The organism is Candidatus Marimicrobium litorale (assembly GCF_026262645.1).
Classification (GTDB): domain Bacteria; phylum Pseudomonadota; class Gammaproteobacteria; order Pseudomonadales; family Halieaceae; genus Marimicrobium; species Marimicrobium litorale.
The window spans coordinates 886,096-898,310 of record NZ_SHNO01000001.1 but is presented as its reverse complement, the minus strand read 5'-3'; the positions used below and the strand labels follow the sequence as shown (position 1 = coordinate 898,310).

Below are 12,215 nucleotides of genomic sequence, written 5' to 3'. Positions count from 1 at the left end.
CTGATGAAATATTTGCCGGTAAATGAGGCGCGTCAATTGCCGGGACTGCGCCTGGTATTAACGGCTGGTGTGCCTGGCCCGTGGGGGGAGGCCGCAAAATATATGCTCCAGCACAAGGGACTGGCGTATGTGCCCGTCCACCAGGATGGTGGCGGGGCAAACACCGCGCTGCGCGATTGGACGGGGCAAACCTCGGCACCCGCAGCGGTGCAGGATGATCTTCCGCCCGTATCGCATTGGCTGGATCTGATTAGCTTCATTGATCGGCTTTCACCGCACAAACCACTGCTGCCGCAGGATGCCGCAAGCAAGTTGCAGGTGATCGGGCTATCTAACCTGATCGCTGGTGTCGACGGACTGGGGTGGAACCGACGCCTGCACATGCTAGCGCCGTTGATGGGGATGGATGAACCTCCAGAAGCTATCTTGCGTCTAAGTGAAAAATACGGATGGTCTGATCACGCGTTAGCCGAAGCCGATGGGAAGTTGGTCGATATTTGTGCGGTGCTGGATAGGGCGCTGGCTCAAGACGGGGACTACTTCCTGGGCGCTGTGCCCTGCGCCACGGATTTCCACTGGGCTGCATTTTCGGGCATGCTCGAGCCGCTGCCGCAGGCAGTCAACCCTATGTCGGAGTGGATGCGGACGGCGTGGAGTAACGCGTCAGACGCGGTGCTTGCAGGCCTGACCTCTCGTCTTGTGGCGCATCGCGACATGATGTTTGAGCGCCACATTACGACGCCGCTGGATTATCTCGAGGATTGAACTATGTTATCGCAACAAGAATTATCCGACCGTTTCGAAATTCAGGATCTGGTATTTCGTTACGCCGAACTAATTGACACCAAGCAGATCGATCGTCTGCGTGATGACGTTTTTACCGAAGACGCCCACATTGATTATGGTGTTATGGGTGGCAGTGTGGGTGATGTAGATACCACGCTCGAGTTTCTCAACTCTGCGCTCACCGATGCGCTGTTTCCCAACTCCCAGCATCTCAATGCCAACGTTCAGATCAAGGTAGACGCTGACAGCGCAACGGGGCGCGTTATGTGTTTCAACCCGATGGAAATGGTAGTGGCCGGCAGTGATAACCAAACCTACTTTCTCGGGCTTTGGTACGTCGATGAGTATCGGCGTACGACGCGGGGCTGGCGGATATCGCGGCGAGAGGAGGTAAAAAGCTGGGTTTTTAATACCCCGGACTTCATGAACCTGTAATCCGCGAGGCGCGATGTGGCCTGCTAGTGGATCGCGCCTACGTCGCCCTGGTCCCGAGTAGTTTGGAGCTGTGATCAATAGAGCAATACAAGGCGAGGAGAGCACCACACAAACGCTAAAGCGGTGATCGGCGCACAAGGGTAGGCCGTCCAGTCAGGGTGTCTTACAGGGGTCTGCGGGCGTCAGAGGTTGCTCGGTCCAGGCGGCCGGCAGGTAATCAAGTGCCAAATGACCGACAACATCGCGTAATTGTTGTTCCAGAGCGGTTAGCCTCTCCGGCCCTGCTTTTGAAGCATAGTGCGCGCAAACCTCGTTTATGACCTCGATACTCTGCGCTATCAGGTCGAGGCCTCGCGCGGTAAGCTGTATTTCCTTGGCGCGCTTGTCGCCATTGTCGATGCCCCGTGAGATATAGCCCATTCGCTCGAGTTCCTTAAGCATTTTGCCCATGGCTTGCTGGGTGACCTGTGCGCGTCTTGCGAGCTCCGTTACTCTGACAGCACCTGCGCCGAGATTGGCGAACACCACATTGTGCGCAGGTCGAATTTGCTCGTGTCCTCGCGCCGAGAGGCCCTGTCGTATGCGACGTTCAAAATCGCGGGAGAATTCGCGCAGGAGGCGGGGCAGGTTATTTGATAGCAGACTGGCTGCTGCCTGGTTCTGTTCTGCGACTGACTGGTCCACGATGGCCTCCAGAGGAGCGTCTCATTATTACCTGCCGAGCTATAGTTTAGACGCTTTCAGCAATCTGTCATGTCCGGTGGCTCACAGAGCGCATAATTGATTCACGAGGCGCGCATCCGCTACACTGCGACGCACTTCATGCTTCGGAAGAATGCGCTATGGCCCGAATAATTACGTGCAATACCAATGGCATACGTGCGGCAGCCCGCAAAGGCTTCTTTGACTGGCTGAGCAGGGTAAATGCAGACGTGGTGTGTATTCAAGAGACCAAGGCACAGCGTGACCAGCTGGGTGACCCCGTGTTTTCTCCGCGTGGTTATCACTGCTACTACAATGACGCGATAAAAAAAGGGTATAGCGGCACCGCACTGTACAGCCGGGTAAAGCCAAGGAAAGTGGTGACTAGACTCGGCTGGGACCCGCTCGATTCCGAGGGGAGATACCTTCAGGCGGACTATGAAGGACTCAGCGTGATCTCTCTCTACATGCCATCAGGATCATCCAGTGAAGAGGTGCTGGCCAAAAAAATGCGGTTTATGGAACTCTTTCTTGATCACCTGCGAGGGTTACGTCGCAAGCGAAGGGAATTCATCATCTGTGCTGACTGGAATATTTGTCACCAGAACATCGACCTCAAGAACTGGCGCAGTAACCAGAAAAATTCGGGCTTTCTGCCGGAAGAAAGAGCCTGGCTTGATGTTTTATATGACGAGGTAGGCTACGTAGACTCGTTTCGACTGGTCAATAACGAGCCGGACCAATACACCTGGTGGTCGAACCGGGGGCAGGCCTGGGCTAAAAATGTGGGTTGGCGGTTAGATTACCAGGTGATTACACCTGGTCTGGTGGATGCGGTACGCGCGTCGGATATCTACAAAGAGGAGCGTTTTTCGGACCATGCGCCTCAAATTATGGACTACCACCTCGATATCAAAGCGTGAGGCTTTTGACAATGGAGGTGGTCGACAACGCGGTTTGCTCTGGCTGGTTGTCGAGCGCCAGGGCGCGGCCTTGGCGCTTCGTTGCGGGCGCGCCTTAAACATTGTAAATTAGCGGCGATTTTAACGCTCTGAGAAGAGCCGCAGCCGAGAGATTGTCCTGATGAGCTTTTTTATTGCCAGTGCCCACGCTCAAGAAGCCGGAACGTCCCAGCCAGGTGGGGATATGTTCCAGATTTTTTTCCTGGTTGGACTGTTCGTCCTGTTTTATTTCATCGCCATACGCCCTCAACGCAAGCGCCAGAAGGAGCATACCGAGCTGGTCTCCGCGCTGTCCAAGGGTGATGAGGTGGCAACCAGTTCCGGTATTCTTGGCAAGGTCACAGCGCTGGATGATAACTACATGGTGCTGACCGTCGCGAATAATGTGGATATGAAGTTCCAGCGCGTGCACGTGCACGCGGTGCTGCCCAAGGGAACGCTGAAAGAAATCGGCTGAGGATGGCCCTGTCCTACCCGCGCAGGATAGACCTGGCTCAAATACCGACGCCGCTGCAGTTTCTGGAGCGCGCATCGAGACAGTGGGGTCGGGGTCATCGCCTCTGGGTCAAGCGTGATGACTTGACCGGTTGCACCCTGAGCGGTAACAAGGTCCGCAAGCTGGAATTCATTGCTGCCCATGCGATTGATAACGGCTGCGACACCTTGATTACCTGTGGCGGCCTGCAAAGTAATCATTGTCGCGCGACTGCGTTCGCAGGGGCGCAGCTGGGCCTCGATGTTCATCTTGTTCTGCGGGGCGACGCGCCGGCCGAAAACGACGGCAACCTACTTCTCGATTATCTGGCTGGCGCCAGGGTCAGTTGCTATCCGGCGATACAGTATCGCGAGGAAATCGATAGCTTGTTGGCGCAGTGGCAGGCGCATTATGCGGCAGAGGGCAAGAAGGCGCTGGTAATCCCCACGGGTGGTAGCGATGGTGTCGGTGTGTGGGGATACATCGCCGCGTGCGAGGAGCTATCGCAGGACTTTAGCGCGGCGGGCATTGCAGAGGCTCACGTCGTTACCGCGACAGGTTCCGGTGGCACTCAAACAGGTCTCACACTGGGTGCAGCATTGCACCGTCTGCCTGCGACGATCTGGGGCGTGAATGTCTGCGATGACGAAGACTATTTCCTGCGCAAGGTGGCGCAGGATGCGGCGGACTGGCGTCAGCGCTATTCTGATGTACCCGCTGTCGAGATTAGCCCGAGGGTATTGGACGGCTATGTAGGCAAGGGATATGCGGCGGCAGATACCGCGGTGTTCGAGTTGATGGCGGAGTTGTGTCGATTGGAAGGGCTGGTGCTGGATCCGGTCTACACCGGCAAGGCCTTCTCCGGTATGGTTGCAGAAATTGCTGCCGGGCGTTTTGAGGGCTGCAAGGACATCGTCTTTTTGCATACCGGTGGTGTTTTTGGCCTGTTCCCGCAGCGCGCTGCTATGCAGGGTGCCCTCCGCGGCACACGATAAAATAATAAGGCAGGAGCAGAGCAATCACGGAGTTTATTGAAGAGCTGAATGGACTGGTTTGGGGCCCTGCCATGTTGGCACTGTTATTGGGGACGGGCATCTACCTCACAATCGGTCTGCGCTTTATGCCTCTGCGCCGCATTCCCGATGGCATTAAATTATTATTGCGAGGGCGGTCGAGCAACGCAGCGGGTGATATCCCGCCTTTCAGCGCATTGATGACCTCTCTGTCAGCGACGATAGGCACCGGCAATATCGCCGGCGTTGCGACAGCCATCGCGCTGGGTGGCCCGGGCGCCCTGTTCTGGATGTGGATGACCGCCCTGTTCGGGATGGCGACCAAGTATGCAGAAGCCGTCTGTGCCGTGCAGTTCAGAGAGCGGGATGGCCAGGGTAATTACTGCGGCGGTCCGATGTATTACATCCGCAACGGCCTGCATCGCCGTTGGCGTCCTCTGGGCGTAGCGTTTGCTATTTTTGGCAGTCTGGCCGGATTCGGTATTGCCAACACGGTGCAGTCCAATTCAGTGGCAGATGTCATGGAGAGCACATTCGGGGTGCCACCGCTTGCCGCTGGCCTGACGCTCATGGTCCTCGTGGGAGCGGTGGTGCTGGGTGGAATTCGACGTATTGCCAGTGTGGCGAGCCTGCTGGTGCCCTTTATGGCGCTGGCTTACCTGATCGCGGGCTTGGGCATTGTTTTGTTGAACATAACGGAAGTGCCTGACGCTTTGAGTACGATCGTAGCATCGGCATTCAGTCCTACGGCCGCCACCGGCGGTTTTGCCGGGGCCACTGTTTGGGCGGCGCTGCGCTGGGGTGTAGCGCGAGGTATTTTCTCCAACGAGGCGGGGCTGGGTTCCGCACCCATAGCCCATGCGGCCGCACGCACCAATCAGCCGGTGGAACAGGGTATGATCGCAATGTTGGGCACGTTTATCGATACGCTGATTATTTGTACGATTACCGGTCTGGTGATTGTGATAACCGATGTGTGGCCCAGCGGTGTAAGCGGAGCCAGTCTCACCAGTATGGCTTTTTCCACCGCATTGCCAGGCGGTGATTATATGGTCGCTACCGGGTTATGCCTGTTCGCGTTCACCACTATAATTGGCTGGTCTTTTTACGGTGAGCGCTGCATGGTATTTCTGTTCGGCACCGGCGCCATAGTGCCTTTCCGGGTTGCCTGGGTACTGGCGGTGCCGGTCGGCACGGTGTTTAAGCTGAGTACGGTATGGTTAATAGCGGACACACTCAATGCGCTTATGGCTATTCCCAACCTGATTGCATTAATTTTGCTGGCGCCATTGGTATTTCGCTTGACGCGTGAATATCGGGTCCAGCCGCAAGGGCAGACGCACTAACACCTTGCCTCACAGGAGAAGTCGCGCGAGTTATCGGGAGCGTTTTCATGGCGGAAATACTGAATAGCACGCAGGAATGTGTGGAGCGAACCATTGAGCGGCAGGGCAAAGACCTGGTTATTGCTGCGCCGCTGGGGTTGGGCAAACCAGTACAACTTCTTAACGCATTTTATGAGCGAGCACTTTCTGACCCGACGCTATCTTTGCACATCGTCACCGCACTTTGCCTTGAGGTGCCGAAGCCAGCGAGCGACCTGGAAGCTGCATTTTTAGCACCGTTGCGACAGCGCTTGTTCGGGGACTACGAGGAGCTCAGTTTTTACGCCCCTTACCGCGATGCTCGTCTGCCCGACAATATCCGCGTGACTGAACTCTATCTGCGCGCGGGATCGATGAAGGGCAGGCCTGCCGCTCAGCGCAGCTATATTGCCAGCAATTACACTCATATCGCCCGCGATATGTTGGATCTTGGCGTTAATGTTCTGGTGCAGCTTGTTGCCTGTCGTGACGAGGAGGAGGGGCTTGCTCTGAGTCTGTCCAGTAATGCTGATTTGAGCCTCGAAATACTGGATCTGCCGCGCGCGTCACGGCGGCGCCCACTGTGTCTTGCCCAAATCCATGCAGACTTGCCCTACATGGAACTGGATGCCGAGGTGCCCGTCAACGCCTTTGATCTGGTGGTGCGCAATAAAGCATATGACCGTACGCTTTTTGCGGTGCCCAACGCGTCAGTGCCCGCTCGTGACTACGCTATGGCGATGCATGCAAGCAGCCTGATTCCCGACGGAGGCACCCTGCAGATCGGTATTGGTGCATTGGGCGATGCACTTGCACAGGTCTGTATCCTGCGTGAGGAGAAGGGTGAGGCTTACTCTTCATTGCTCGATAAGCTGGATCGTGCCAAATCAACGCCACGCCATTGCGAGGCGTTCAGCAAGGGGCTTTATGTCTCTACTGAAATGCTGGTGAACGGCGTTCTTCACCTGGTCGAGCGCGGTGTCGTTAAGCGCAGGGTGTATGACAATTTGACGCTGCAACAGGGCATTAATGAAGGCAGTATTTCAAAACGAATTGACGAGCGCTTATTCGTCTACGCTCGGGAACACGGCCTTATGCCGCGTCAGTTGGATAAGGGTAGCCTGGAACATTTGCAACACTGGGGTATCTTGCCGGCAGAGGTCAAGCTTGGCGGCGACCGCTTATCCATAGATGGCAGCGGTATGCCCAACGACATGGATGATGCAGAAGTGCGTGATGCCCTTCTGGCCATGGTTGATGGAGACGTTCTGCGTAACGGACGGCTGCTGCACGCGGGATTTTTTCTCGGCCCGCGGGATTTTTATCAGCGGCTGCGCGACCTGACGCCGAGGCAGCGCAAGGAAATCTGTATGACAGGCGTGCGGCGCACCAATCAATTGTTACTCGATTATCCGCTTTACAGCGCACAGCGTCAGGGTGCGCGCTTCATTAATACGGGTATGTTGGTATCGCTGGACGGATCGGTAGCCTCTGATGCGCTGGAGGACGGTACCGTTATCAGCGGTGTAGGTGGGCAATATAATTTTGTGGCAATGGCTCATGATCTCCCCGGGGCGCGCTCTATTCTGTGTATTCGCAGTACTCGCGGCGAGGGCAAGCAACTGCAGTCGAATGTGGTGTCGAGCTATGGCTACACCACTATCCCGCGCCACCTCCGGGATATTGTCGTGACTGAGTACGGAGTGGCTGATCTGAGAGGTCAAAGTGACGGAGAGGTCGCCCGTCGTCTCATTAATATCGCAGACGGCCGCTTCCAGGAAGATCTGCTGATAGCGGCCCGTGATCGCGGCAAAATCCCGCAGGATTATGCGTTGCCGGAATCGGCAAAGAGGAATACGCCAGAGCATCTCACCGCTATTATGGCGCCGTACCGCAAGGCCGGGATGCTGCCTGATTACCCCTTTGGCACAGACCTTAGTGAGCAGGAGCTCGCTCTGGCGGCCAGTTTGAAAGCGATCAAGTCGCTCAGCCATGACCCTGCACATTTTATCGCCAATACGTTTCGGGCGCTTTTGCATCGGGCGGATGCGGAAGCGGCAAGGCCATTCCTCGAGCGGGTTCAACTCGATCACCCCGATACAACCCGCGAATTTATATTGCAGCAGCTATTGCTGCTGCAACTGGAGGAGCGAGGCGTGCTAAAGGTCAGTTGATCTGCCTGGGGTGTTTGCTGGCGGTTGCTTGAACAAGTCGGTATCCTGTGAGTATGCCGAGTGAAATAAATGACAAATTGGTCGTCGCGATTTCCTCTCGTGCCCTGTTTAATCTTGACGACAGTCATCATGTTTTCGAGGAGGACGGTCTGCAGGCCTATTCCGAGTATCAGGTGGCGCGGGAAGAGGAGCCTCTAACGCCCGGAGAAGGGTTTCCGTTGGTGCAAAAGCTGCTCCGTCTCAACGGCACGCTCGACCCGTCCTGCCAGGTAGAGGTGGTCTTGCTGTCACGGAATAGCGCGGACACAGGACTGCGCATTTTTAACTCCATTCAGCACTACGAGCTGGATATCACCCGGGCCGCGTTTTGTGGCGGAGAAAGTCCCTGGCGTTATATTAATGCGTTTGGCTGTAAATTATTCCTTTCGAGTGAGGCGCAGGATGTGCGCCGTGCCCTGGATAATGGTGTGGCGGCAGCGACGCTGGTGTCTCGAGGTGCAGGTGCCTCAGAGAGTGAGTTATTGCGTTTCGCTTTCGATGGTGATGCAGTTGTGTTCTCCGACGAGGCAGAGCAGGTCTACAAGCGCGATGGCCTCGAAGCCTTCACCGCGAGCGAGCAGGCGGCGGCCAGAGAGCCATTGAGAGGGGGTCCATTCAAGCCTTTTCTTGCGGCTTTGCATCGATTGCAGCAGGCTTTTCCCCCGACAGAGGCCCCTATACGAACGGCGCTGGTTACGGCCCGCTCAGCGCCCGCGCATGAACGGGTGATTCGTACTCTGCGTGCCTGGAACATTCGCATCGACGAGTCCATCTTTCTGGGCGGGCTCAACAAGACCGAGTTTCTAAGGGCTTACCAGGCGGATGTATTCTTCGACGACCAGCAGACTCACTGCGATTTGGCGAGTCCCCATGTGGCAACCGGACACGTACCCCACGGCGTTGCAAACCGCTGAATCACCCTGCGCCTTTATTACTTTTGATTTGGCAAATGTGTCAATCTATGTCTATCCTTTATAAGGAAGGACAGTCTGCGTCACACAATCCGGCGCTTTATCGCGGAGATCGATATGAAACTTCAGCAGTTGCGTTATATATGGGAAGTGGCACACCACGACTTAAATGTCTCAGCAACTGCACAAAGCCTGTATACCTCCCAGCCGGGTATCAGTAAGCAAATCAGACTGCTTGAGGATGAGCTTGGCGTGGAGATTTTTGCGCGGAGCGGTAAGCATCTTACCCATGTCACGCCCGCGGGCGAAGCCATTCTCGGGGCCGCTGAAGAGGTGCTTTTCAAGGTGAAAAGTATCCGGCAAGTTGCAGAGGAGTTCGCTGACGAGAAAAAAGGTAGTCTGTCCATTGCCACTACTCATACGCAGGCGCGCTATGCGTTGCCCGACACGATCAAGGGGTTTATAGACGAATACCCGGATGTTGCGCTGCATATGCATCAGGGCACGCCGATGCAGATTTCTGAGATGGCGTCGGATGGCACTGTTGACTTTGCGATTGCGACGGAGGCGTTGGAGTTGTTTTCCAACCTTATTATGATGCCTTGCTACCGTTGGAACCGTTGCATACTGGTGCCAAAAAATCATCCGCTGGCGCAGGTATCACAGATCACTTTGCAGGACGTCGCAGCCCATCCAATCGTCACCTATGTCTTTGGCTTTACCGGTCGCTCCAAACTCGATGATGCCTTCATGGCAGAAGGGCTCGTGCCTAAGGTCGTTTTTACCGCGACCGATGCCGATGTAATTAAAACCTATGTGCGTTTGGGGCTGGGCATCGGGATCATCGCAGGTATGGCTCACGACGAGAGCATCGACAGTGATCTCGTAGCGATTGATGCAAGCCATTTATTCGCCAGCAGTATTACGCAGATTGGCTGCCGGAGAGATACATTTTTACGGGGTTATATGTACGATTTTATTGCGCAGTTCGCGCCTCATCTGTCACGTGAACTAATTACGGACGCTTTTGGTTGTAAGTCAAAAGCGGAGCTCGCCGATTTGTTTTCACACCTCGAACTGCCGGTTTATTAGTCAGGTCGGCACGCGGGTAACGGCCTGTCTCAATCGTCAAGGGCTTGTGTATGGCGGGCCACAATGGTTAGATTGTCGCGTCGTCTTATCTTACTTGTGCACTGGGAGAATACATCGTGGAATTGGTTTGCCTGGACCTTGAAGGAGTGCTTGTACCCGAGGTCTGGATAGCGTTCGCAGAGCGCACCGGTATCGAGGAGCTAAAAGCGACCACCCGCGATATTCCCGATTACAATGTGCTTATGAAACAGCGTCTGGAGCTGCTCGATCGGCACGGTTTGAAGATCGACGATATACAGGACGTGATTGGCACACTGCAGCCGCTACCCGGCGCTGTTGATTTTATCGGTTGGTTACGGGAGCGTTTTCAGGTGATCATCTTGTCAGATACATTTTATGAATTTTCGCAGCCGCTTATGCGCCAGTTGCACTGGCCAACGCTTTTCTGCCATCGCCTTGTTACGGATGAGGAGGGGAGGGTTGTAGATTACAAACTGCGCCAGGAAGATCCTAAACGTGCCTCGGTGAAGGCGCTGCACAGTTTGAATTACCGTGTACTGGCGGCGGGCGACTCGTATAACGATACCACCATGCTCAGCGAGGCGGACGTGGGCTTTTTGATACACGCCCCGCAAAATGTGATCGAGGAGTTTCCCCAGTTTCAGGCAGTGGATTCATTGGAAGCGCTCAAGGGGGCTTTCCTGGAGGCCAGTGACCGTCGGCTGGACCCCTGATTCGCGTTCCCGGCGTCTGTGGTTTTGTTCGAGCGCGCCGAGTAATTTACCAACCTTGTCCCAGGACTCCTGGTATTCCTGTTGCCATGCTGAATCCGCCACGATGCCGCCACCGCCCCAGCAGTGGACCTCCCGGCCTGACCATAACAGGCTGCGGATAGCGATATTGCTGTCCATGCGTCCGTCTGCACTGATGTAGAGCACGGAGCCGCAATAGGCCTCGCGGGAATGCGGCTCAAGCTCCGCGATGATCTCCATCGCGCGTCGTTTCGGTGCGCCCGTAATAGATCCTCCGGGGAAGCTGTCTCGCAGCAGCTCCCAGGGACCTCGATCGGGCTGTAAGTCGCCACCAATGGTGCTGACCAGGTGATGCACGGTTGGATAACTCTGCAACTCAAACAAACGGTCGACATGGATGCTCCCGGTTACGCAGCTGCGCCCCAAATCGTTGCGTAGCAGGTCGACGATCATCAGGTTTTCGGCTCTGTCTTTGGCGCTGGCGCCCAATTCCCGGCGGGCAAGCTCGTCTAATTCTCGATCCGCATACCGTGGGCGAGTGCCTTTTATGGGTGATGTCTCTACCCTCTGACCATGCAGGGAAAGAAAGCGTTCCGGTGATAAACAGGTCAGAACCTGGCTGTCGGGCAGTGTCAGGTAGGCCGAAAAAGGCGCAGCTGCGACCCGGCGGAGAGTGCGGTAAGCTGCCCACGGATCACCGCGATAGCCGCTGCTATAGCACTGGCTCAGGTTTACCTGGTAGCAGTCTCCGGCGTGGATATAGGCCTGCACACGCTCAAAGGCCTCGCGGTACTGATCCGCCGTAACGTTGGATGCGAAGGGCGCAGTAATGACAAGGTCGCTTTCTTGTCGTGTGGCTGCACTCCGTAATCTCGACAACAGGTCGGCCCTCTCCGCAGTGCTGACCTGTGGCAGGCAAACGAGAACAGAGCGCTGCAGCAGGTGATCCTGCACAATGCCCCAGTCATAAGCACACAGTTGGGCGCTGGCGTTGTTGGAGGGCGTGTGACTGGAGTTGATATCGTGCAGCGTTTCGCCGAGCCCGTAACCGAGGTATCCCAGTATGCCTCCACAGAAGGGAATGTCCGGTGAGACCGGCTGTATGCCGTGATAGTGTGTCTGATGAAAACGGGCCAGCTCGTTAAACCAGTTGCGACAGGCCGCTTCCCCTGCACCCGCGCTAAGGTGTGGCAGGTCTGTGGCAGAGGGATTCGCAGCCAACAGATCGTAGCGGCCGGACGCCGCATGCGGAAAGCTGCTGTCGAGAAAGACCGCCCTGGGCAGGTCGCGAATACGCTCAAATAACTCGCAACTGTCGGCGAAGTACGGTATTTCTTCTAGGTGGGCCGATTTGCTCATCGCACTGTCTGGTAGTCCTTGTGGGCACAAGCCCGGGTGGGGTGGTATAAATCGCTGATCTGCGGTGAAATAACAAGCATCTGCGTTGAAAAGAACAGAAATGCAAGGCCCGTCTCAATTGACTTTAAACGCCCGGCAAATTACTGTGACA

12 protein-coding genes are annotated in these 12,215 nt (G+C 55.8%); 10 read left to right on the top strand and 2 right to left on the bottom strand.

Going from position 1 to position 12,215, the window contains the following annotated elements:
- Positions 1-3 precede the first annotated feature (3 nt).
- Positions 4-765 (top strand): glutathione S-transferase family protein, encoded by a 762-nt coding sequence (locus EYC82_RS04085; protein WP_279248274.1) that lies wholly within the window; start codon positions 4-6, stop codon positions 763-765.
- 3 nt (positions 766-768) lie between these two features.
- Positions 769-1,221 (top strand): nuclear transport factor 2 family protein, encoded by a 453-nt coding sequence (locus EYC82_RS04080; RefSeq protein WP_279248273.1) that lies wholly within the window; start codon positions 769-771, stop codon positions 1,219-1,221.
- Between the two features lie 153 nt (positions 1,222-1,374).
- Here EYC82_RS04080 and EYC82_RS04075 read toward each other — a convergent pair whose 3' ends face one another.
- Entirely contained in the window at positions 1,375-1,905 is a 531-nt protein-coding gene (locus EYC82_RS04075; RefSeq protein ID WP_279248272.1) for a MarR family winged helix-turn-helix transcriptional regulator, read from the bottom strand.
- A gap of 158 nt (positions 1,906-2,063) precedes the next feature.
- On the opposite strand from EYC82_RS04075, the gene EYC82_RS04070 reads away from it, so the two are divergent.
- From EYC82_RS04070 to thrH, 8 genes are all read left to right on the top strand, one after another.
- Positions 2,064-2,846 (top strand): exodeoxyribonuclease III, encoded by a 783-nt coding sequence (locus EYC82_RS04070; RefSeq protein ID WP_279248271.1) that lies wholly within the window; start codon positions 2,064-2,066, stop codon positions 2,844-2,846.
- A gap of 160 nt (positions 2,847-3,006) precedes the next feature.
- Positions 3,007-3,342: a preprotein translocase subunit YajC gene (gene yajC / locus EYC82_RS04065; RefSeq protein WP_279248270.1), complete on the top strand. Its 336-nt coding sequence runs from the start codon at positions 3,007-3,009 to the stop codon at positions 3,340-3,342.
- A 2-nt stretch (positions 3,343-3,344) separates the two neighbouring features.
- Positions 3,345-4,355, top strand: a complete 1,011-nt coding sequence (locus tag EYC82_RS04060) for a 1-aminocyclopropane-1-carboxylate deaminase/D-cysteine desulfhydrase (RefSeq protein ID WP_279248269.1) — start codon at positions 3,345-3,347, stop codon at positions 4,353-4,355.
- 23 nt (positions 4,356-4,378) lie between these two features.
- Positions 4,379-5,719 (top strand): alanine/glycine:cation symporter family protein, encoded by a 1,341-nt coding sequence (locus EYC82_RS04055; RefSeq protein WP_423243912.1) that lies wholly within the window; start codon positions 4,379-4,381, stop codon positions 5,717-5,719.
- A 47-nt stretch (positions 5,720-5,766) separates the two neighbouring features.
- Positions 5,767-7,911, top strand: a complete 2,145-nt coding sequence (locus EYC82_RS04050) for an acetyl-CoA hydrolase/transferase C-terminal domain-containing protein (protein WP_279248267.1) — start codon at positions 5,767-5,769, stop codon at positions 7,909-7,911.
- Between the two features lie 53 nt (positions 7,912-7,964).
- Positions 7,965-8,864, top strand: a complete 900-nt coding sequence (locus EYC82_RS04045; RefSeq protein WP_279248266.1) for a 5'-nucleotidase — start codon at positions 7,965-7,967, stop codon at positions 8,862-8,864.
- Positions 8,865-8,978: 114 nt separating this feature from the next.
- Positions 8,979-9,953: an HTH-type transcriptional regulator CysB gene (gene cysB / locus EYC82_RS04040; RefSeq protein WP_279248265.1), complete on the top strand. Its 975-nt coding sequence runs from the start codon at positions 8,979-8,981 to the stop codon at positions 9,951-9,953.
- Positions 9,954-10,069: 116 nt separating this feature from the next.
- The gene (thrH, locus tag EYC82_RS04035; protein WP_279248264.1) at positions 10,070-10,687 is read left to right on the top strand and encodes a bifunctional phosphoserine phosphatase/homoserine phosphotransferase ThrH; all 618 of its coding nucleotides are present in this window, start codon (positions 10,070-10,072) and stop codon (positions 10,685-10,687) included.
- Here the strand turns inward: thrH and pabB are convergent.
- Positions 10,628-12,064, bottom strand: a complete 1,437-nt coding sequence (pabB, locus tag EYC82_RS04030) for an aminodeoxychorismate synthase component I (protein WP_279248263.1) — start codon at positions 12,062-12,064, stop codon at positions 10,628-10,630. The two genes, thrH and pabB, sit on opposite strands and share 60 nt — an antisense overlap.
- Between the last annotated feature and the right edge of the window lie 151 nt (positions 12,065-12,215).

Coding starts and splice junctions, on each gene's coding strand:
- EYC82_RS04070 (WP_279248271.1), top strand. CDS start 2,064: ATGGCCCGAATAATTACGTGCAATACCAATGGCATACGTGCGGCAGCC.
- yajC (WP_279248270.1), top strand. CDS start 3,007: ATGAGCTTTTTTATTGCCAGTGCCCACGCTCAAGAAGCCGGAACGTCC.
- EYC82_RS04085 (WP_279248274.1), top strand. CDS start 4: ATGAAATATTTGCCGGTAAATGAGGCGCGTCAATTGCCGGGACTGCGC.
- EYC82_RS04080 (WP_279248273.1), top strand. CDS start 769: ATGTTATCGCAACAAGAATTATCCGACCGTTTCGAAATTCAGGATCTG.
- cysB (WP_279248265.1), top strand. CDS start 8,979: ATGAAACTTCAGCAGTTGCGTTATATATGGGAAGTGGCACACCACGAC.
- pabB (WP_279248263.1), bottom strand. CDS start 12,064: ATGAGCAAATCGGCCCACCTAGAAGAAATACCGTACTTCGCCGACAGT.
- EYC82_RS04045 (WP_279248266.1), top strand. CDS start 7,965: ATGCCGAGTGAAATAAATGACAAATTGGTCGTCGCGATTTCCTCTCGT.
- EYC82_RS04050 (WP_279248267.1), top strand. CDS start 5,767: ATGGCGGAAATACTGAATAGCACGCAGGAATGTGTGGAGCGAACCATT.
- EYC82_RS04060 (WP_279248269.1), top strand. CDS start 3,345: ATGGCCCTGTCCTACCCGCGCAGGATAGACCTGGCTCAAATACCGACG.